The following is a 22,185-nucleotide window of genomic DNA, read 5'->3' on the forward strand; positions in this document are numbered from 1 at the left end:
GGCCGGCTACACTTCCGCATCATGACCAGCACGGCGTCCCAGCAGCCCATCCTCGACAAGCCCTATGTCCTGGACCTCTTCGCGGGACCCGGGGGTCTGGACGTAGCAGGGCACGCCCTCGACATCCCGAGCCTCGGGATCGAATGGGACAGGAGCGCGTGCCTCACGCGTTACGCGGCCGGGCTGGACACCCTGCACGCCGATGTGAGTGCGGTGCGCCGGGACGCGTTCGAGACCTTGCCACCGGAGATCAACGTGCTCGCTGGTGGTCCGCCGTGCCAGACGTACTCCGTTGCAGGCAAGGGATCCGGACGCCAGGCATTGGACGAGGTCAAGACGTTCATCGAGCGCCTGACAGCGGGCGAGTCCGACGAGGCCGTCGACAGAGACCTGAGCGCCCTGCCCGACCCTCGGACCGCGATGGTCCTCGAGCCCCTCCGATACGCGATCCAGGCGACGAGAAGCCCCAACAGGAACGGGCGCCCCTACGACGTGATCGTCCTGGAGCAGGTACCGTCGGTCGTCGCACTCTGGGAGCACTATGCCGCAGTGTTGAAAAACACGGGACTCCCCGATGGCACCAAGTACGACGTCGCCGTCGGGGTCCTGTCCACCGAGACCTACGGGGTGCCCCAGACGCGGACCCGGGCTGTGCTGATCGCTCGACGTGAAGGACTCGGTCAACCGCCTTCCCTCCCGGTCGCCACCCACCGAGCCTACGAGGCCAAGGCCTGGAACCGGCGCGAAGTGTCGGTGGCTCAGATGCGACAGCCGATGCTCGGTGAAGAGATCGAGGAGGCCCCGGAGACGGACGACACGGCTCTGCTTCCGTGGCGGTCGATGGGCGACGTGCTGGAGCAGCCCGTGGGGACTCACCCAGGGCGGGTCGTACCCTTCCTGGTTCGTTCCAACTACGGCAGTTCCGGGAATCCCGGCCGGCGTGGAGTGCGCGGCGATCGGCAGCCTGCCACCACGGTCACCGGCCGCATCTCCCGCTTCGTGGTCTTCGAGCACCTGAACGAGATCGTCCTGCGCGAGGGCGCGCGATTCAGCATGAACGAGGCAGGGATGCTGCAGAGCTTCCCCCCGGACTATCCGTGGTCCGGCACCGCGCAGGCCCAACAGGTGGGCAACGCGGTGCCGCCCCTGTTCGGTACACACCTGCTGAGTGCCGCACTGGGTCTACCGGCACCGGACGCCGATGTGCTGCGAAAGCCTTGGCAGTGTGCCACCGATACCCAGCGGGCCAAGTTGCGCAGCCATGGCTGCGGGAGCCCCGACGCCTGCACCGACCGGTGTCCTCGGCCGGAGGACCAGAACCCCGCCGGCTCCAAACCTCCGGTCACGGCCGTGAGCCGCACCGTCAGCGGGCCACGACGTCCGGATACACTCGTCAGTCCTCGCTCCTCCGCCCCCTGACCGGGGCGGTCTCGAAGAGTTCCGCGAAGTAGGCGGTGAGCGCAGCCACAGAGTTTTCCGGCGCGGGATCCTCGTCAGGTCCTTGAGGGAGGCTGTACCGGCTCACCGGTCCGGCCGACTCGGCGCCCGCGACCCAGTCCCGCATCCGAGTGGGGTCCTTGGGAGCGTCCGGCCCGAGAACGTCGTAGATCAAAGTTGCGCCGGCGGCGTTGATCGCAACGCTGAGACCGTTGAAATCCCGCCCCTTGGTGATCTGGCCGTCCTTCAACAGACGGACGATGGCCTGAGCTGTGGGTCGATGGTCGACCAGCCCGAGTCGGTGCGTGTTGTGAATGATGTCCTGATTCGCACAGGCCACTTCGACCGGCTCGTAGTCGGGGCCGTTCCGGAAGAGTTCGGCCGCCCACCAGAGACGGGAGAAGCATTGCCGATCCGCCGCGCCGCGGAATCGTTCGAGGGCGATACGCCTCTCGGGTCTCTTCGCCGTGGGCTCCGAGAGGTGCCGCCAAGCAACGTAGTCAGGGGCCACGGCGAGGGCCAAGTGGTTCCACAGACGCTTGTCCGCAGCCTCCCGTCGTGTCAGCCGCAGGGTCGCGTGGAGGCGCGGGGCGAGCCAGGCGTCGGCCCGCGTGCGATCTTCCCGGAACTCGAACATGGCGTCCTCGACCAGGCTGCGGAGCGGCTCGACCTCCCACCGGGCGTCGTCATCGGGCAGCGGCTCGACGACTCTCGTCAGGTCGACTCCACCGTGGACCTGCTCGCCGCTGATCAACTGCTCGGTGAGGAACGGATCCATCGCCGCGGCGGCGAGCAGCCCCAGTCGCTCCGGCACGTGGTTCGGTCGGGTGATCATGCCTCACCTGCTCGGTTCATCTGCTCCAGGCCTCGGATGACGAATCCGAGGGCTCGGCGGGCTTCGGCACGGCGGATCGCCGCGTAGTGGATGCGGGTCTGGAGTTCCGGCCAGCCGGACTCCCCGGTCCGCCGTCGGTGGACCTGCCGCAGCGCTTCCTCGACGTGCACGCCGGGCACCACGTCCGGGAGCATCTCCCGCAGCACCTCGCCCTGCCAGTCGGTGGGGAAGACCGGACTGCCGTCGGGTTCCACTTCCAGGTCACCGACCGCTGCGTGGAACACCGCGGTCCAGACATCGGTGGCCATCTGGGCGACCAGAAGATCACGCACCTTGCTCTCGACTCCGGAACCACCGCTGTCCAGAAGGTCCATGACGTCCTCGACGTCGGTATTGACCCACACGGTGGGGACGCGGGCCGCAGGTTCCACGACCCACGGGGCGTCGACGTACGCGCGAAGCCATTCCCGGGCACTCTTCTGGAAGGAGGCTTTCTGGACATCCAGTTGGAGCCCGCGGACGGGTTCCTCGGAGACCGTGTCGACGATCCAGTTCCGATCGGTCTCGGCGATGGCCCGTCCGCGAACGCCGTCCACGGTTCCCACAGCATGGACGGCCAGCGAGGCCCGCCCCGCATGATCGTCGCGGACGACTTCCAACGAGCCGGACCAGTCACGGCCGTCCTCGGTGTCACGGCTCAGCCGTACGGAAGTCCGGACATTGGTCTCACCGTCGGTGAGTACGGCGAGGACCTCCAGGTCGGACCATGCGGCGTCCGGCGCGTTCGCCCCCGGGGGCAAGGTCGCCGAAAGTCCGATGACGGCGCTCACCCAGTCGTCATGGCCCGCGACACCGAGAGCTACGGTCTGCTGTTGCGTGGAGTACGCGGTTGTCTCCAGATGATCGCGGGTGCCGTCCAGGAGCTTGATGGACACGGAGGTCACCCTGAGCGAGACCGGTCTGTTGAGTCGCTTGTAGGGGTAGATCTTCACGCTGTCATTCCCCCTTGCCGGCGCGAAGTTCGACGACGAGTCGGGTGAGCGCAGTCCTCACCGGATGGCTCGTGACATCGGTGGCCCCCCGAAACCTGGCACGGCGAGTTCCGGGCGGGAAGTAAAGGACCCCGTCCTGAACCTCGCAGCCTTCGAGCGCGTCGAGTTCGGCCCAGTCCAGTCGTGGGCGTCCTCCGGAGCGCACGTCGAGTTGCGCGATCGGGACCATCGGAGTGATCTCGTCCCCTCGCGGGATGGTCACCTCGGCGGTGATCTGCCACTCCCCTGCGTCTCCGACCGCCGCGTCCAGGCCGTCGAGTACGGGGATCACCGGCCCGGTGGGCGTCTTGGCCTGAGGCTTGGTGCGCACGGTCAACGCCTTGCGAAGAGCTTCTCCTCCCTCGGCGCGCGTACGGCGGGGACGGGCCACGATCTCCTTGATCGCGCTGTTCACCTCGCTGGTCAGCGCGTTGATCCGTCGATATGCGGACGGGGACCAGCGCAATGTCAGCTCCTCCGTCTGCCCCCATCGGTCGTGCTCGGGCGGTTCCGCGGCGCGCAGGAACTCCTCGGCTTCATTTGCGAAAGCCACTGAATCCCCTGCAGCCTCTCCCGCCAGGAGGACTGCTTGGAAGGGATTGGTCCCTACCGGCAGACCCGGCACGCCGGCCCTCTTGACGGTCATCCGGTTTCCACGCAGGGAATGCACCTGGTTCTTGTCCCCGTCCTGGTCCTCCGCCTCGGTGACCAGCAGGACGGCCGGGTGGGTGCCGAGAGTTCCACGACCGCCTCCGGAAACCGGCAGCTTCAGGGGGACGCTGCGTGCGGCCACCTGGCCGGCCTCCGTGAGCCGCTCGACGGTCGCACCCTCGTAATGCGCTCGTAGGGCACGGGTACGGGACGGTTGTTCGCGAGTGGGATCAACCTGCTCCTCGGGGACGACGATCTCACCGTTGCGCAGGGAGCGGACCGAGGCCTCCAGCAGGGGAAGCCTGTTGCCTCCCCCGGTCATTGCCGCCCAGAAGTCCCGCCCCAGCGCGGCCACCAAGCGGCGGTGCATCTTCTTGAGGTCGCGCGTGTCTCCGTGTTCGTCGCCCTGGTCCAGGTCGTCCTCAGGCCCGACCTCGTACGCCCTTTCGTCGAGGCTGGCGACATCATGCGCACCGACGACGAGGAAGGAGGTGCCGGGCTCATCGCTGTCACGCGTCAGATGGAGACGGCTCACCGTCTCCTCGTCCGCCCACCACGAGCGGACGACCTCGGCCCCCTGTGACTCGGGATCGGGACGTCCGAACCAGGCGGGCCCTGCATAGTCCTTGCCTTCGACCTTTCGCCAGGGAAGCTCCAGACGGCCGATGACCCGTCGTTCCGTGCGCCCCTCGTGCGGCACCGACAAGGTGGAGTTGATGAGCACAAGTCCCAGGGCACTGGTGGCCCAGAGGGTCGCCTTGCCCAGGCCGTACGAACCGCCGGCACGCTGACTCGATTTCAGGCTCTCGAGCTGGCGTCTGACCACGGCCGCGAACTTGCCGTCCCCGTAGTCGTCACCGATGAGTCCTGACGCGTTGTAGTCGTCGATGCGGAGCAGAAGCAGACGCCCCTTCTCGTACATGTCACGCACTCCGGCGTCCACGACCCGGCCGACCTTTTGGCTGCCCGCGCCTTCGGAGACGGCGGAGTAGTGGGGAAACAGATCGTTCCACAGGATCGCCTCACGGAAGGCCTCTAGCGTCTTCCCGGTCAACTCGTGAAGGGTGTAGCGAACCCTTACCGGCCTTCCGTTCTCGGTGAGGCGTTCGTCGAGGCTGTTCTGACAGGTCTCACGAGCGAGTACCTGTACGTCCGCGTCGAAGGCGAACGCCGCGGCATTCCCCAGGTCGCGCCCGCCGTCGGGGTAGCCGGGACGGTGATACCAGGTGATCGGCAGACCGACCTGGGTGTCGGTGGTGCGCGTGTGCACCGTGCCGAGGTCCGTACCGAGCGCCTTCGCGATGTCTGCCATGACCGTGGGACGCGGTGTCGACCTACCGGTGATCCACGCGGAGACGGCCGCTCGTGTCAGTTGTAGTTCCTCGGCCAGCTCGGCCTGGGTCTTGCCCGCGAGTTTGAGCTGCCGGGCGAGCCAGGGCCCGAACTCCTCACCTGTCTCCACGTTGGACCTGCTCCTTCCTCGGAGCCGCAGGCGGGGCGCCTGAGACATGAAGGAGGCTAATTTGACACAACGATCTCTGTCAACTGCCAGTTGATCGCGCCGGATCCGACTCTTCGGCTTGTCCAAGTCATTCAAATGTTCGCAATTGGCCCGATTCACCCTCTTTTCCGCCCCTTCCAGGCCGTCGCCAGGCTGGAACAACCACGGTTGACGACACCCCTGCTTCGCCGATAGGGTTCGGGGTGGCGGATTTTCCGTCCCGTTCGACTTCACCACAAGAGAAGCCGATCGGCCGGGCCAGAGCTCTGTCCACAGTCAGATTTTTCGCGCCCGAAAATTTTTCCGAATACCGCGCCAGCCAGAATTTCATCCAAGTCGCTGGCGAAACTTCAAACGGACCCGCTACCGTGGATCCGAGTAAGCATCTCTACTGAGAAAGCGACTCAGCCGCGGGGCTTTTTTGTGCCTGAATACTCCCCGTGCCGAAATGTCCGAGGATTCCTGCTGTCACGGGGGTGTGTATTTTCATGAGTGGGCAGAGCGACGACGACTACCTCTTTTCCAGCCGCGACCGGAGCTCTTTCGAGCTGGAGATTCGTATGGCGGTGAACAAGGCGCAGGTGGCGGCCGTCCTCGCGTTGTTCGAGACGACCGAGAAGTACTTCATCGACAACTTCCCCGAACTGGCCAAGGAGGTGGCCAGCCTGCCCGATACTCCTCCCGCCCCTGGTGAGGGGGATGGTTGAGTCGTCCGACGGCACAGCACACGGAGCAGACGGGCCGGCGAATCGTGCTGCCGGCCCGCGCTCCCACTCATTCTTACGGACCTTTGAATCGTCAGGAGTTCAGGAAACATGTCGAAGCCGTCGTCCTCTGTGATTCAAACCGTTCTCGAACAGTCCAGCCGTGTCCTGCAGACTTATTCTGTCGACCCCGGTCTCGTAGCCGAGCATGCCAATGGAGAACGGCGTATCACTCAAGGTGGCTACGGCGACCGACAGCTTTTCGAGCTCGTTCAGAATGCGGCCGACGAGATTGCCTCCGAGCCCGGCGGAAAAGTGCATGTGGTCCTCACCGAGACCCACCTTTACTGCGCGAACGAGGGAGATCCGGTTACTCCTGAGGGCGCAGAGACAATCCTACGGATGAGCATGTCGAGAAAGCGCGGTGGCCAGATCGGGCGGTTCGGGGTCGGCGTCAAATCGGTTCTGGTGGTGACCGACGCCCCGGAATTCTTCAGCAGCACCGGCAGTTTCGGTTTCGATCGCGCTTGGTCATACGAGCAGATCCGTGCCATCTCCGATGTCACAGCGCGATACGGCCCTGAATTCGACGCACCTGTGCTGCGTATGGCTCGGCCACTCGACATGGCGGCCGAGCGGGCCGGCGACCCTGTCCTGCACGAGCTTCTGACGTGGGCCACCACGGTCGTCCGCCTGCCTCTGCTTCGCGGGGCGGCAGACCGACTGGGCAAGGACATGCACGGAGGGCGTGCCAAGGATCATGGTCTGCCCCGCGACGAGTTCCCCACCGGCTTCCAGCTCTTCTCCCCGCACGTCGCGAAGGTCGTCCTCGAAGACCGTCGCCTCATGCCTCCGGCCCGTCGAGTCCTGACGTCACGGAAATCCGGTGACCTGCACACCGTGGTGGAGGAGAGGACGGGGAAGGTCAGCGTCTCCGAGGACTGGCGGGTGTTCACCATCTCGCACGAGCCCGGGCCGTCCGCCCGGGCGGACGCAGGCGAACTCCACGACCGCCTCTGCCTTGATCTCTCCTGGGCGGTCCCCGCCCTCCGCAAGGACCCGGAGTCCGGCCTGTACGTGAACCCGCGGACCCGTGGCCGTGGCACGTTCTGGTCCTTCTTCCCGACCAAGTACGAAATGTCGTTGAGCGGCATCGTCAACGGCGCGTGGAAGACCAACGAGGACCGGCAGAATCTTCTCGACTCCTCCCCCTTCAACCAGGAGATGATCAGAGTGACGGCGGCCTTGGTGGTCGACTCCCTCCCTGATCTCGCCCCCGCCGAGGACCCCGCCGCGTACCTTCCTCTGCTTCCCGGCCGTGTGAAGGAGGCGATCAGTTGGGCCGACGAGTTCCTGACCCGGGAGATCTGGGCCCGCACGGCGGACCATCCCTCGCTGCCCGACCAGGACGGTGTACTGCGTGTTCCGACCGAGCTGCGGATCCACCCAAGGCTCGGGGATCCGAAGAAGTTGTCCGGTTGGCTGCGGATGTGGCACGAGTGCCCCGGACGCCCCTCGAACTGGTTGCACCCGAGCGTCGAGGCCGACACGCTGCGCTCCGGCAAGGTGGAGCACGTCCTCAACGCGGCCGGTCACGAGCGGACCGACGTGCGCTCGTGGCTGGAGGCCCTGGTGGAGAGCGGTACCGTCGAGTCGTCGTCGGTGGCTGTTCGGATCCTCGCGGACATGGTCGAGAGCCGCTCCCCGTATGCCGATGAGGCCCGCAAGGCCCGCGTCGTCCTCACCGAGGAGCATGGGCTCGTCGCGCCCGTCCACGGCAAGGTCTTCCGCCGCGCCGATGAGGGCGGACTGCGGGAGTCCCTGGTGTACGTGGTGGACAGCCTCGCCCAGGACCCGTCGCTGGCTCACGCGCTCAACGTCCTCGGTGTCCGGGAGGCCGATGTCGAGGGCCGGTTCGTCAGCGTCCTCGACCAGGGCTTCGACCACTACAGCGACTCGGACTGGGAGCGGTTCTGGGAGTTGTTCCGCCGGGCCGGGGTTCGTCGACTGGCCCACAAGGTCCTGGAGCGTGTGCCCGCGCCCCGATCGACGCTCCACGTACGGACGGCCGGTGGAAGGTTCCGGCCGATCGAGGACTGCATGCTGCCGGGTGTCGTGGTCGATGCGCAGCGCGACCCGAGCATCGCCGTCGACATGTCCTTCCACTCCGACGACACTCCCTTCTTCTCCCAGGTCGGCTTGGAGGAGCGCCCTGCGAGCGGGGTGCAGCCCAAGGCGGACGAAGCCTGGTTCCAGGAGTATCGGGAAGCCGTTCATGCGGCCTACCTTCGTGGCCTGGACTCCCGAGCCCCCCGACCCACCCTGAACCGGCTGAAGGTCGAGGGTGCCGCGATCGGTGGTCCGCTCCACCTCTTCCGTGCCTTGTCCGAGGAGTCCCGAGCCGCCTTCCTGAGGGTGCTGCCCGACGACGCCGTGGTGGACAACTGGACCCGCCAGATCGGCGCGCAGACCAGCACCCGGCACGCGGTTGCCTCACCGATCCGGTGGATGCTGATGAAGTACGGCACGGTCGCCACCTCGCAGGGGCTCAAGCCGCTGAAGGAGGCCGTCGGCCCCCAACTCGCCGCCTACCGTGACGTTCTACCGGTTGCCGACATCTCTCCCGAGAAGGCCCGCAAGCTGCGGCTCCCCACCACCGTCGACGAAGTCCCGTCCGACCGCTGGCAGGCGCTCCTCGGCGAGGTGTCCCGCAGTGAGGACGACTCCTTCGTCGGAGCCACCTATGTGATGCTGACCCGCTTCGGTGCCGACTTCCCCGAGGACTCACTGACGCGTTGCCGGATCGGCGACGTCTGGGACACGCGTCCCGACGACGAGATCACTGTCGCCGCTGGTACCGCCGAGTATCGAGCCCTCCGAGCGGAGCAGCTCCCGGCGCTGCTCGTACCGACCGTCGAGGACGCCGAGCTGATGGCCGAGAAGTGGGGCATGCTCCGCTACGCCGACGTGATCAGCCGGGAGACACGTGAAGTTCCGGAGGGCGATCCCGTAGCCCTGGTCGAGCTGTTCCCCGCCCTCCGTCAGCGTCTGAACAGCGGGAACCGCAGCACCATGGTGCTGCGGTGCAGCGAGTTGGAGGAGGTCACCCGCACACCCAACGGCACACACGCCTCCCCTCTGGACGCCGTGCGCCAGGACGGCACAGTGAAAGTCCGCGTGCCTCTGGAGCCCGAGCCGATGCTGCGTCTGATCGACCGCGAACTCGGTCTCGGTCTCGGTGCGGAGGGCTGCCGGTCCGTGTTGGAGCACCAGGAGCGCATGGCCCGGGACAGCGAACTGAGGGCCGCGCAGAAAGCCGTACGCGAGGCCGATGACGTAGTGTCCAAGATCGAGCTCCTGATCGGTGCGGACGCGCTTCGGACGGGCCTCCCCGAGGGTCTGCTGGAGGCCGAACTCCAGATGACCGACGGCGAGGAGCCGTCCGGACGACGGATCGCGCAGATGGCGTTCAACGCGCACGGTGACGGGGTACTGCAGCAGCACGCGCGTGACATCCAGGCGCGTTTTCCCAACGCACCTGTGGCGTACGGGGGTTCGTCGGCGGCCGTCGCGTTCGTCTCGGAACTGAGGTTGCCTGTCGCATTCGCCGGTTCGCGGACGCCGTCGCCGCCTCCTTCCGAGACCGTCGAGGGCCCTCGTGACTTCCCGAGCCTCCACGACTACCAGGAGGACCTGGTCCGGAACATCTCCACCATGCTCGACCGGTTGGCCCCCCAACGCGGCATGCTGTCCCTGCCTACGGGTGCAGGCAAGACCCGGATCACCGCCGAGGCCGTGATCCGCTGGGTGAAGCGGGTCGGCGACCTCAAGGGTCCGTTGCTGTGGATCGCGCAGACCGAGGAGTTGTGCGAGCAGGCCGTCCAGAGCTGGAAGTTCGTCTGGAGCAAGGTCGGTGCCGAGCGCTCGCTCACCATCAGTCGGTTGTGGAGCAGCAACGAGGTCGGAAACGTCGTCGACCAGCCCCACCTGGTGATCGCCACCGACGCCAAACTGGAGCGATGCCTAAGCCTCGACCAGTACGCCTGGCTGCGCCAGGCCGCGCTGGTGATCGTGGACGAGGCACACACCGCCATCTCCAAGCGCTACACGGACATCTTGGGCACGTTGGGCCTCACCCAGTACGAGACCGGTCGGCACCTGCTCGGTCTGACCGCCACACCGTTCCGCAACACCAACGAGGACGAGACGCGCCGGCTGGTCAGCCGCTTCGGCAACAAGCGACTCGACCAAGGTGTCTTCCCCTCAGGTGATCCGTATCGCGACCTCCAGGACTGGGGCATGCTCGCCCAGGTCGAGCACCGCACCCTGGAAGGCGGTCGGATCGAGCTGACCCAGGACGAGAAGACACACGCCGATCGCATGGCGACGCTCTCCCGTTCCGCCGAGCAGCGACTCGCCGACGACCACGCGCGCAGCATGCGCATCGTCGACTCGGTGGCCGACCTGCCGGACGACTGGCCGACGTTGCTCTTCGCCACCTCGGTCGACCACGCCAAATACCTCGCGGCCATGCTCAACGACCGGGGCGTATCGGCCGCCGCGGTGGACTCGACGACAAGTGCGCAGGACCGACGTACCCGCATCGAGAAGTTCCGCAACGGACGCATCCGGGTGCTCACCAACTACGGTGTCCTGACCCAGGGGTTCGACGCGCCCGCCACACGTGCCGTGGTGGTGGCCCGCCCCGTCTTCAGCCACAACGTCTACCAGCAGATGATCGGTCGGGGCCTGCGTGGTCCCAAGAACGGCGGCAAGGACACCTGTCTGATCCTCAACGTCAGTGACAACATCGCGAACTTCCACACCCAGCTCGCCTTCACCCAGTTCGAGCACCTCTGGAGCCGTAAGTGACCGACGCCTACCTCGACAGCCCTCCACTCACCGACGAGCAGCGGGCCGTGGTCGAGCAGCCCTGGGACGCGCGCGTACTGGTCACCGCGGGCGCCGGAGCGGGAAAGACCCACACGCTGGTGCGCCGGCTCGACGCACTGTGCGGCCATGATGATCCCGACGAGGCCTTGGAGGCGGCGGAGATCCTCGTGCTCACCTTCTCCCGGGCCGCTGCCCGCGAACTGCGCGAGCGGATCGCCCGGCACGGAGAGCGGGCACGTCGGGTGCGCGCCCAGACGTTCGATGCCTGGGCGTACGGCGTGCTCCTTCAGGCGCGGCCCGACGGAGAGTGGAGCACGGTGGGCTTCGACGAGCGCATCACCGCCGCGGCCCAGGCGATCGAGAAGGGGGCGTTGGAGGCCGGCGACGCCGTTCCGCCCGCCCATGTGGTGATCGACGAGGTGCAGGACCTGTTGGGCAGCCGCCGCGAACTCGTGGAGTCTCTGCTCGACCGCTACCAGGACACCTGCGGGTTCACCGTGGTCGGTGACGCAGCTCAGTCGGTCTACGGCTTCCAGATCGAGGACCCTGACGAGCGAGCCGACGAGACCGGCCGGTTCTTCGACTGGCTGCGCTGCTCCTACCCGGACGACCTGGTGGAGCTGCACCTCTCCCAGAACTTCCGTGCGGTGACTCCCGAGGCCCGGATCGCGCTCGCGTACGGTTCCCGGCTCCAACAGGTCACCGACGCGGATCAGGCCACCGAACTCTACGAGGAACTGCGCGATCTGCTCCTGAACCCGACCAACGGGCTGGGCGATCTCACCGATCCGCTCACCTTGGACGGGCTGCGGAACCTCTCCGAGACCTGCGCCGTCCTCACTCGCGACAACCGACAAGCCCTGGTGATCTCCGATCTCCTCCACGAGCACTCGGTGGAGCACCGGCTGCGTCGTCCTCTGGAAGAGCGGCCGGTGCCGTACTGGGTCGGCGAACTGTTGCGCCGTACGGAAGCGACCGGTCTCACGGAGGACCGGTTCCGGTCATTGCTCGGGGAGATCCCCCTGCCGTACGAGCCCGATGCGAGCACGTTGTGGACAGTGCTGCGCCGGGCCACCCGCTCGGCCGCGCGCAATGTGCTCGATCTCGAAGGGCTGCGCCGCTCGATCGTGGCCGGCGGGTTCCCCGACGAGGCGGCCGATCCGGAAACGACGCGGATCGTCGTCTCCACCGTGCATCGGGCCAAGGGCTTGGAGTTCGATCGGGTGATCGTCCTGACACCGCCCACCGTCACCGATCTCCGCAAGCAGTACAAGGAAGAGTTGGACCTCCCCGCCGAGGCCCGCGCACTGTATGTGGCCATGACACGGGCCCGCCAGGACCTGTACCACGTGAACTCCCCCGAGCTGCCGATGTTCCGGAGAACCGGGGGCAGGAAGAACGGCCGTCTTTACGTGGGTGGTTGGCGAGCCTACGACAGGTTCGGTGTCGTCGTCGGGGCCGGCGACGTGTGCCGGGACAACCCGCCGGGGCACGACAGCGACGCCGTGGCGACTCAGGCGTATCTCGTCGAACAGGTCGGTTCCGGGGAGGAAGTCCTGCTGCGCAAGCGCCACGACCTGCCTGTGGGCGAGTTCCAGAGCCCACCGTACGCCCTGATGCACAACGGGAGGAAGATCGGTGAAGTGTCGGAACGGTTCCGTGAAGGGCTGTTCCTGGTGCAGAAGGTGAACCGTACATGGGACCCGTGGTGGCCTGACGAGATCCACGGACTGCGGATCGACGTCCTGGAGACCGTGACAGGCAGCGTGGCCGCCGGCAGGAACGCCGGTCTCGGTGATCGCGGCGTGTGGATCGCCCCCAAAATCACCGGCATCGGAAGGTACCGCCGGACCACCGACGGTGAGGAGCAGCGCGCATGACAGACGCAACAAGCCGACACTCCGAGCACTACCGAGTCCGGGACGAGGAACTTCTGGCTGGGCTCCGCCGTGAGTTGCTCGGCCCTGCTCCCGACGCGGCGCAGGACGACAGGGACGAGGTCCTCTCCCAGGACGCACCGATCGAACGGTACCTTTCCGGCGTTCTGTATCCGCGAGCCGCGGACAAGGCGGCGAAACAGCGGAAGGACGAGGACCACGCCGAGCAGGAGGGCTTGGACGTCGCCCCCGTCCTTGCCCACGACGACATCGAGGACTCCGGCTACGCACAGGACGTCGGCACCACGAGTGACCGTCGTCCTTCCTCCATGGGCCTGACGTTCGCGGTCGACCCGGGCATAAGCGACACGATCCTGGTGTCGGCACGCGCCGCCGTCTACGAGCCCACCGACGCAGACGGCAGGCCCGTACCCCCGCGGCGCGCGGAGGCTCGAAGCACCGCCGACCAGCGAGAGCAGTGGCGACGCCGGGAACTCGATCTCCCGGACCTGCCCCTCTCCGTGACCGAACCGGCACCGAAGGAACCGATCCAACTCAGCCAGGAAGCCGCTCTGCACGTCAATGTCCGGCGTCCCGACCCGGTTGCCGGCACCGTCACGATCACGGTCACACTGATCAACACCCAGAAGGTCGCCGAAAGAGACCTTCAGGACGCCTTCTCCCTGTTCCAATGCGGCCTGACGGTCAGGGCAGCCAACGGGTCCACAGCTTTCGTCGAACGTCCCGCCCCGTCTGCCGCCCACGATCCGGAGATCGCCACGAGTCGACTGCTGCATCGGCATGCCCCGACCTTCGCCGTCGGGCACGGCTGCTCCGCCTCATGGGACTGGACGCCGCCGCCGATCGGCATGACAGACACGGTCCGGGCAGCCGTCCCCGAGGTGCGGAGCGAGTTCGTTCCCAGCGTGGAGGTTCTGCTCACCGACTCCAATCCGGAGATCGACAGCTCGGCCCTGTCGATGCTCGGGTTGGCGGAGAGGCCGGCCACCGAGATCCTGCAAGCTCTGGAGGAACTCGCCACGGGATATGGACGCTGGATCGACCGCAAGGCAGTTGAGTCGGACGCCTTGAAGGGAAGTGCCCATGAGAAACCCGCCCGCGACCAGGTGGCGGCCTGTCGCGAAGCACTCGATCGGATCCGTGAGGGCATAGGACTGCTGCGGAGCAAACCGGACCTGATGAGGGCGTTCCGCCTGGCCAATCACGCCATGGCGGACCAGCGCGCCCGCAGCGCCTGGGTGAAGAACGGACGTGCCGGTGCCCCCGACCCGGCCGCCGGTCGCTGGCGCCCCTTCCAGATCGCGTTCATGTTGCTCTGTCTGGCAGGTATCGACGAACCCGAGCATCAGGACCGAAAGGTCTCCGATCTGCTGTGGTTCCCGACCGGCGGTGGCAAGACAGAGGCGTACCTCGGACTGATCGCCCTCACGTCGTTCCTGCGCCGCATCCGCCGGGGTACGGACGGGGGCGGCGTCACCGTTCTCATGCGCTACACGCTGCGACTGCTCACGCTCCAGCAGTTCGAGCGAGCAGCCATCCTGCTCTGCGCCATGGAGCGGATGCGGCGCCACACGCCCGAGTTGGGTCGCGAGGAGTTCTCCGTCGGCATGTGGGTAGGCCGTTCAGCCACCCCCAATACTCTGGCCGAGGCAAGTGTGAGGCTCGCCGAACTGCGCGCGAATCTCGACAAGCGCCTCGCCACCGAGAATCCCGTCCAACTGCACGCCTGCCCCTGGTGCGGCACAAGTCTCGACGCACGGAACTACGAGGTCGACGAGACCGCCAAACGCATGCATGTCCGCTGCCCCGGCTCGGGCTGCGACTTCGCCGACGGCCTGCCCGTCCACCTGATCGACGAAGCGGTGTACGACGCGCGTCCCACCCTGGTCATCGCCACCGTCGACAAGTTCGCCTCGATGCCTTGGCGTCCGGCGACCTCCGCGCTGTTCAACCTCGACGACCTGGACGGCACGACCCCGCCCCCGGAGCTGATCGTCCAGGACGAACTCCACCTGATCTCGGGACCCTTGGGCACCCTCACCGGACTGTACGAGACCGCCGTCGATGCGCTCGCCGGCCGACCCAAAGTGATCGCCTCCACGGCGACGATCCGCCGCGCCGCCGACCAGGGACGCCACCTTTTCGCCCGTGGAGTACGGCAGTTCCCGCCCGCCGGTCTGGACTCTCGTGACTCCTGGTTCGCTGTGGAGACACCGCGCGAGGACAAGGCGAGCCGTCGTTACGTCGGACTCCTGGCTCCCGGCACCAGCCAGTCGACCCTGCTGATCCGCACCTACGCCACCTTGCTGCACCGTGCCAAGCAGGCGGTCACCGAGGACGAAGTGCGTGACGCCTATTGGAGTCTCGTCGGATACTTCAACAGCCTCCGTCTGCTCTCGGCAGCCGAACTCCAGGTCCACGACGACGTCGTGGCCTACCTGGAGGTACTGGCCGAACGAGAGGGTGGGACGGCCCGCTCGGTCACCAACTACTCGGAGCTGACAAGTCGCATCGACGCCAGTGAGATCCCCACCCGTCTCAAGAGCATCGAGAAGCGGTTCCCCGACGAGGACGCTGTCGATGTCCTTCTGGCCACCAACATGATCGCGGTGGGTGTGGACGTGGACCGCCTCGGTCTCATGGCCGTGATGGGTCAGCCGCAGACCACCGCCGAGTACATCCAGGCCACCAGCCGAGTCGGCCGCGCCCATCCCGGTCTGGTCGCTGTCATGCTCAACTCGGCACGCTCCAGGGACCGTTCCCACTACGAGAGCTTCCAGCACTTCCACTCTGCCCTGTATCGCGAGGTCGAGTCCACCTCCGTCACACCGTTCTCGGCCCGCGCCCGCGAGCGGGGCCTGCATGCAGTGATCGTCGCTCTCGCCCGCATCCTGATCCGTGAGGCCCGTCCCAATGAGGGCGCGGGCAAGGTCGATTCCTACGAAAGCACGCTCCGAGGCCGCATCAAGTCTGTGCTTCTGGATCGTGTGGACGCCGTCAGCCCGGAGGAGACCGAAGCGGTTTCCCGCGCTTTCGACGAGTTCGTCGACTGGTGGTGCGAAGAGGCCGACATCAACAGCGGCCTGCTCTTCGAACCCCGCCGAGGCAGTCGCGCCCCCTCGCTCCTGAAGGCCTACGACGACGAATCCCTGGCCGCCGATGCCTGGTCCACGCTCTGGAGCCTGCGCGATGTCGATGCCGAGTCCGCCCTGTTCATGGAGGGAACCCGATGACCCCGCCCCCCGCCCGCCGTCGTCGGGCCGGCGCGACAGGCGCCACCCCCGCCCACAACCTCCCGCGGCGCGGGGCGGTCCGCCGCGCCCAGGCGATCACCACATACGGTGTCGGTTCGCTCATCGCCGTCGACCACGAGTCGTTCATCGTCTCGGGATTGGACAGGGCCGACGAGAGTTGGAGCCTCGACGAAGCCCCGAAGATCCACGAACGACGCCTGGCTCGACTGCTCGACGTCGACTATTTCCGCCTGCCCCCCGCCTCCGACGACAACAGCAAGGACGGGCTGCGGGTCCGGCGCTTTCCTCTGATGCACTCCTGCCCCGAGTGCAATGAACTGCAGCGGCACCGTGACTTCAACCCGCCTGCCGGTCGAAGCGTCTGCGGCACGTGCGAGGTCGAGCTGGTGCCGTCCCGGTTCGTCGTGGCCTGCGAGGCAGGGCACCTCGACGAGTTCCCCTATTGGCAGTGGGTGCACCGATCCACCGATCGAGGCGCTGCCGCAGTGGGACAGTGCGGGGGGAAGCTCAACCTGCGTACGTCCGGGCATACGTCTTCCCTCCGTTCCATCCTCGTCTCCTGCACCTGCGGACAGGCCCCCGAGGTCTCGATGGAGGGGTCGTTCCGCAGGACCGCCCTCAAGGACCTGGGGCTCAGATGCCGAGGTACCCGCCCCTGGCTCGGCACGTCCTCCTCCGCCGAGGAGTGCGGACTCCCCCTGCGCACGCTCCAGCGCGGTTCGTCGGCGGTGTGGCAACCGGTGCTGAAGTCGGCGCTTTCGATTCCCCCGTGGAGCGACAGCCGCTCGGATCCTCTCGCCGAACACTGGGACGCGCTCCGGCAGTACGACAGGCGTGAGCACGTCGAGATCTATCTCAAAGGGGTCTTCAAGGGCGAGTGCCCTGTCACGCCGGACGAGGTGATGGCGCTGCTCGAAGCCGAGCGTGAGGAGGATCCAGACGGCACGGAGACCCCCACCTTCGACCATCGCTACCGTGCCCTCCGCAACAAGGAATACGAACGTCTGATCTCCGGCAACGATGAGAGCGAGCACTCACGCAACGAGCAATTCGTCTGCGAAACCCCCTTGGGTGACCAAAGTCTGCTCCAGCCTTTGGGCGTGACCGGCCCCATGCTGGTCAAGAAGCTCCGCGAGGTCCGTGCTCTGAAGGCGTTCACCCGGCTCGCCGACCCCGACTCGACGACCGATTCCAAGGAGATGCCACTCACCGGCTCCTCTTTGCGCTGGCTCCCGGCCATGGAGGTGCGGGGGGAGGGAGTCTTCCTTCGCCTGGACGAGCATCGGCTGGGCGCATGGGAAAAGGCGCCGGCCGTGGCGAGGCGCATCGAGCGGATGCGCTCCGCTCATCAACGGGTACTGGAGCAGCGGGCCGGTGATCCCAGTCGAGTCGTCCCCTCCCCGGCAACGCCTCGCATGGTCCTGTTGCACACCGTGGCTCACATCCTCATCAACGAGTGGAGCCTGGAGGCGGGATACCCGGCGGCGGCCCTGCGCGAACGCCTGTATGCCACCGACGACATGGCCGGAGTGCTTGTCTACACGGCCACGAGCGACTCGGCAGGCAGTCTGGGTGGGCTTGTCGCGCAGGGCGAACCAGAACTTCTCGACCGTACGATCCGTTCGGCCGTCCGCCGCGCCGAGTGGTGTTCCTCCGACCCGCTCTGCATGGAGACCGAGGCGTCCGGGACCGGCGGAACCAACCTGGCCGCCTGCCACGCCTGCGTGATGCTCCCGGAGACGAGCTGCGAGCACAACAACATCCTGCTGGACCGCGCGCTGCTCGTCGGAACCCCCGAGGATTCTGAGGTGGGGTACTTCGCGCGATCACTGGACCGCTGACCTCCGCCCGGCCGTTCGGCGCCGGTCTCGAGGCTTCTCCGCCCGCAACACCTCGGCCGGCACCTGGACGCACTCGACCGCCGCCGCTGTACGGGGAGTGCGGGCCACGCTTGCCGGCGGTGGAATCGGTATACCGGTGCGGCTCTCAGGAGCCTCGGCTGAGACGTGTATCCGCATCACGCACTTCGGCCCTATGCAGCGGCCACCCCCATGAAGGAGACATCGCGTGACCATCGTGAAGGGCATCACCCCCCGCGGCCTGCACCACTGCGAGACCACCGCCCTCGGTGTGCTGCTCCGGCAGCAGGGGATCGATCTCTCCGAGCCCATGCTCTTCGGGCTGGGGCGGGGGCTGTCCTTCGTCTACTGGGACAGCAAGAACATGGGGTTCCCGTTCCTCGGGGGGCGGGTGAAGCCGTTCGAGCTCAGCAGGAACCTGGCTGAGGTGATGGGGCTCGGGCTTGAGGTGCGGGAGACGACCTCGCCGCGCAAGGCGTGGGCCGATGTCGTGGCCGCCGTCGAGGGCGGCCGGCCCGTCGGGCTTCAGCTCGACAGTTACCACCTGGACTACTTCACGGCGAAGGTGCACTTCGGGGGGCACATCGTCGCCCTGTACGGCTATGACGACGAAGTCGCCCACCTCGTCGACACCGAGCAGCAGGGTGGTGCCGTCACGACCAGTCTGGACAGTCTCGCCGAGGCTCGGGCGGCGCGGGGCCCCATGGCCGCCAGGCACCGGTCGTTCACGGTCACCGTGCCGCCGGAGCTGCCCGCCGCGCACACACGGATCGTTCCCGCCGTCACCGGCTGCGCCCGCGCCTTCCTCGAACCGCCCATCGCCAACCTGGGGCACCGCGGCATCGACAAGGCCGGGAAGGCCGTACGCACATGGCTTCGGCGGAGTGACGACCCCGCGCGGGATCTGCCGCAGGCCGCCCTGCTGATGGAGAGGGGCGGTACAGGGGGTGCGCTGTTCCGGAATCTCTACCGGGACTTCCTCGCGGAGTGCTCCGAGATCGTCGACAGCGGTCATCTGCGCACCGGGCACCGGTTGTACGCCGAGGCGGCCGCCCTGTGGACGCGGGTCGCGGCGCTGATCGCCGAGGCCGGTGAGTCGGGCGAGGAGGAGCACCTCGCCCAGGCGGGCGCCGCCCTCCTCGAGCTGGCACGGATCGAGCGCGAGGCCATGCGGGCCCTGAGCCGGCTGGACAGCGAGGCATCCTGAAGCGCAGTCCTCGGAGCGGGCACCCGGTGCGGGGATACTGCCTCTCAAGCACCGATCCCGGAAGGCGGCACCATGTTCATCCTCTTCGGCACCAAGGGGTACCTGTACCAGCTCGCGATACTCACCCTGGTGTGCGGACGGTGCGGGAACCCGGCCGCGCACACCCTGCGCAAGCGCGTCACGAAGTTCACGCTGTTCTTCGTGCCGCTGTTCCCGATCTCCACCAAGTACGCCACGCAGTGCACCTTCTGCGGTGCGGAGAACAAGCTGAGCGCGCAGGAGGCGGAGCACCTTCAGGCGCAGGCCGCCGCCGGCGGCGGGCAGGGGGGTCAGGTGTACGGCGGTCAGGCCCCGCAGCAGCCGTACCAGAGCTGAGGTCTCAGTCGGGCTTGCGGGCCACCCCGCCGTAGAAGCCGATCTCGTGCGAGCGGGGCGGCGGGGGCGTGTCCGGGCGCCAGAACGGGACCTGGACCACGCCCGGGTCGATCAGCTCGAAGCCGTCGAAGAAGCTCTCGATCTCGGTACGGCCGCGCAGGTTCATGGAGGCCGTGGCCTTGCTGTAGACGGCCGCCGCCCCGCTGCGGTCGGCGAAGTCGCCGGTGGCGTGGGACAGGATCAGGTGGCTTCCGGGTGCCAGGGCGTCGCGGAGCGTGGCGATGATCTCCCGGGGTCTGTCGGCGTCCGTCAGGAAGTGCAGGACGGCGACCAGGAGCAGGGCCACCGGTTCGTCGAAGTCGACGACGGCCCGTACGCCGGGGTCGTCCAGGATCGCCCGCGGGTCGCGCAGGTCGGCCAGGACGATGCCCGTCGTGTCGTCCCCGGCGAGCAGGGCGCCGGTGTGGGTGTGCACGAGCGGGTCGTTGTCGACGTAGGCGACGCGGACGTCCGGGGCCGCCTCGCGGGCCGTCTCGTGGACGTTCGGTGAGGTGGGCAGGCCGGTGCCGATGTCCAGGAGCTGGCGGACGCCGGTGCCGACGACGTGGCGGACGGCCCGGCGCAGGAAGGCCCGGTTGGCCCGTACGCCGATCCGCGCCTCCGGGGCCGACGCGACGAGCTGTTCGCCGGCCCGGCGGTCGACCTCGTAGTTGTCCTCGCCGCCGAGCAGGTAGTCGTAGATCCGGGCGGGGTGCGGTCGGCTGGTGTCGATCTCGTCGGCGCGGAAACCGTGCTCTCTCACGGGGTTCCCCTTACTTCCCTTGCTTCGGCCTTTCCTTTTCCGTTCCAACTCCCTTTCTGGGCACGGAAGTTCCAGGGTGAGGATGGGGGTGAGGATGGGGGTAAGGGCGTCCGCAGTCGTCGCCGGGGGCGGGGTCAGACGGTTCGGCGGGGGCCGGCGGCTTCGGGTCCGGCTTCGGCTTCGGTACGGGGGTCTCCTCCCCCGGCGTGCCGGGCTTCGGTTTCTCCGCCCCCGGCTCCGGCTCCGGCTCGGGCTGCTGTTCCTTCGGCGGAGCCGGCATCGGCTCCCCGGGCGGCTCCGGGTCCTCGCCCCTCGGGGCGGGGTCCCTTGGAGCGGGGTCCACCGGGTCGGGCCCGGGGCCGGGAACCTCGGGGGCCGGCCGCAGCGGACCGGGACCCGGATCCGGCACCTCCGAGGCACCGCCGGCATCCCCGGCGCTCCCGGCGCCGATGACCACCACCCCGACAGCCTCACCCCGGTCAAGGCCCAACCCCCGGCCCCGGCGCCCATCCCGCCCATCCCCCACCGACGAACCTTCCCCCGACCCCTCCCCCACCCCCACCGACGGCCCCGCGACCGGCCCCCGCGCCACCGGCGCCCTCTCCGGTGCGGTCACCGTCGTGGGGGACTCGTTCAGGCCGAGGGTCAGTACGACGGCGACCGCCGCCGCGGCCGCCGTGCCGGAGGCGAGGGCGGCCTTGGTCCGGGGGCCCGCCGCACGGGCCGTACGGAGGAGACCCTGGCCGCCGTGCACGAACGCGGACCCCGCCGACCCGGCCGAGCCCGCCGTCAGCGACGCGAGGAACCGCCCCCCGCCGCCGCCCACCGCAAGGACCAGCAGGGCGGGACCGACGAGCGCGGGCAGCCGGTCGTTGGCGCGCATCAGGACGGCGAGGCGTCCGCGGCACCCCTCGCAGGTGTCGACGTGGGCGAGGAGGCGCTCGGACTGGCGCGCGGTGGCGCTGCCGCGGACGTAGGCCGGCATGCGGGCCCAGTGGACCTCGCACGCGGGATCGTCGGGCGCCTCGGTCTGCGAGCGCAGGAACGCCTGGCGCATGCCCTCGCGGGCCCGGTGCAGCAGTACGGCCGTCGCGCCCTGCTTGGCGCCGATCTGCCGGCCGACCGTCTCCAGCGGCTGGCCCTCGGCCTCGGCGAGCCACAGGGCCCGCACCCAGCGTTCGGGCAGTTCGCCGAGGACACGGACCAACAGGTCGGTGGCGGAGACCTGTTCGGCCGGGTCCGCCGCGTGGCCGGCCGACGCCTGCTCAGGGACCTGCGGGTCCCGGGGGGTCTCGTGCGCGGCGCCGGCGGCGGAGGAGGCGAGGTGCCGGACGGTCGTCATGAGGTACGCCGGGACGTTGTCGATCTCGTGCCCCGCGGACAGTCGCCGCCACACCCGGAAGTGCGCCTCGGCGACCAGGTCCTCGGCCGCCCAGGTGTTACGGGTGAGCGAGCGGGCGTACGCGACGAGGCGCGGCTGCTGCTCCTCGTAGATCCGCACGTAGGCGGCGGTCGTGGCGGGGGACGTCCGGGCGGGCACTCTGGCCGGTTGCTCGATCATGCAGGAACGCTCCAGTTCCCGGCGGGTGGGGGCGCGGAAGGGTCGGGTCAGCGTAGATGACACAACTTTCAAGCATGCAGTTCCGCTGGTGATTCAGATCACAGGGCGCTGTCGGGGCGTAACCAAGCGGTACTCCGGCCACTCGACAAGCAATGGACCCCACAGCACCGAGCCCAG

At 67.9% G+C, this 22,185-nt stretch carries 13 protein-coding genes; 8 read left to right on the forward strand and 5 right to left on the reverse strand.

Translation table 11 applies throughout. From position 1 onward, the window contains the following. The first annotated feature begins 21 nt into the window (after positions 1–21). Positions 22–1,419 (forward strand): DNA cytosine methyltransferase, encoded by a 1,398-nt coding sequence (locus ACIQJT_RS08250; protein ID WP_402640974.1) that lies wholly within the window; start codon positions 22–24, stop codon positions 1,417–1,419. On the opposite strand, the gene ACIQJT_RS08255 is transcribed toward ACIQJT_RS08250, so the two are convergent. The 3 genes from ACIQJT_RS08255 to ACIQJT_RS08265 are packed head-to-tail and all read right to left on the reverse strand — an operon-like array spanning position 1,394 to position 5,416. Continuing rightward, entirely contained in the window at positions 1,394–2,272 is an 879-nt protein-coding gene (locus ACIQJT_RS08255) for a DUF6339 family protein (protein WP_402640977.1), read from the reverse strand. The two genes, ACIQJT_RS08250 and ACIQJT_RS08255, sit on opposite strands and share 26 nt — an antisense overlap. Further along, a complete protein-coding gene (locus ACIQJT_RS08260; RefSeq protein WP_402640980.1) occupies positions 2,269–3,264 on the reverse strand; it encodes a hypothetical protein in 996 nt (331 codons plus the stop codon). Before ACIQJT_RS08260 ends, ACIQJT_RS08255 begins: the two co-directional genes overlap by 4 nt. Positions 3,265–3,268: 4 nt before the next feature. Beyond that, positions 3,269–5,416, reverse strand: a complete 2,148-nt coding sequence (locus ACIQJT_RS08265; RefSeq protein WP_402640983.1) for a helix-turn-helix domain-containing protein — start codon at positions 5,414–5,416, stop codon at positions 3,269–3,271. Positions 5,417–5,943: 527 nt separating this feature from the next. On the opposite strand from ACIQJT_RS08265, the gene ACIQJT_RS08270 reads away from it, so the two are divergent. The 7 genes from ACIQJT_RS08270 (at position 5,944) to ACIQJT_RS08300 (ending at position 19,645) form a co-directional block, all read left to right on the forward strand. Continuing rightward, complete coding sequence (locus tag ACIQJT_RS08270) at positions 5,944–6,162, forward strand: hypothetical protein (protein WP_402640986.1); 219 nt, start codon at positions 5,944–5,946, stop codon at positions 6,160–6,162. 108 nt (positions 6,163–6,270) lie between these two features. Then, positions 6,271–11,031, forward strand: a complete 4,761-nt coding sequence (locus tag ACIQJT_RS08275; RefSeq protein WP_402640989.1) for a DEAD/DEAH box helicase — start codon at positions 6,271–6,273, stop codon at positions 11,029–11,031. Next, positions 11,028–12,932: a UvrD-helicase domain-containing protein gene (locus ACIQJT_RS08280; RefSeq protein WP_402640992.1), complete on the forward strand. Its 1,905-nt coding sequence runs from the start codon at positions 11,028–11,030 to the stop codon at positions 12,930–12,932. Before ACIQJT_RS08275 ends, ACIQJT_RS08280 begins: the two co-directional genes overlap by 4 nt. Beyond that, on the forward strand, positions 12,929–16,183 hold the full coding sequence (locus ACIQJT_RS08285; RefSeq protein WP_402640996.1) for a helicase-related protein: 3,255 nt from the start codon (positions 12,929–12,931) through the stop codon (positions 16,181–16,183). Before ACIQJT_RS08280 ends, ACIQJT_RS08285 begins: the two co-directional genes overlap by 4 nt. Next, positions 16,180–18,045 (forward strand): DrmB family protein, encoded by a 1,866-nt coding sequence (drmB, locus tag ACIQJT_RS08290; protein ID WP_402640999.1) that lies wholly within the window; start codon positions 16,180–16,182, stop codon positions 18,043–18,045. Before ACIQJT_RS08285 ends, drmB begins: the two co-directional genes overlap by 4 nt. Before the next feature lie 226 nt (positions 18,046–18,271). After that, complete coding sequence (locus ACIQJT_RS08295; protein ID WP_402641002.1) at positions 18,272–19,270, forward strand: BtrH N-terminal domain-containing protein; 999 nt, start codon at positions 18,272–18,274, stop codon at positions 19,268–19,270. Positions 19,271–19,342: 72 nt separating this feature from the next. After that, a complete protein-coding gene (locus tag ACIQJT_RS08300) occupies positions 19,343–19,645 on the forward strand; it encodes a zinc-ribbon domain-containing protein (RefSeq protein WP_365449812.1) in 303 nt (100 codons plus the stop codon). A 4-nt stretch (positions 19,646–19,649) separates the two neighbouring features. On the opposite strand, the gene ACIQJT_RS08305 is transcribed toward ACIQJT_RS08300, so the two are convergent. Beyond that, entirely contained in the window at positions 19,650–20,447 is a 798-nt protein-coding gene (locus ACIQJT_RS08305) for an SAM-dependent methyltransferase (protein ID WP_402641005.1), read from the reverse strand. 10 nt (positions 20,448–20,457) lie between these two features. Beyond that, positions 20,458–22,008: a sigma-70 family RNA polymerase sigma factor gene (locus tag ACIQJT_RS08310; RefSeq protein ID WP_402641008.1), complete on the reverse strand. Its 1,551-nt coding sequence runs from the start codon at positions 22,006–22,008 to the stop codon at positions 20,458–20,460. Positions 22,009–22,185: the final 177 nt, after the last annotated feature.

This window comes from Streptomyces sp. NPDC091972, assembly GCF_044756385.1.
GTDB lineage: Bacteria > Actinomycetota > Actinomycetes > Streptomycetales > Streptomycetaceae > Streptomyces.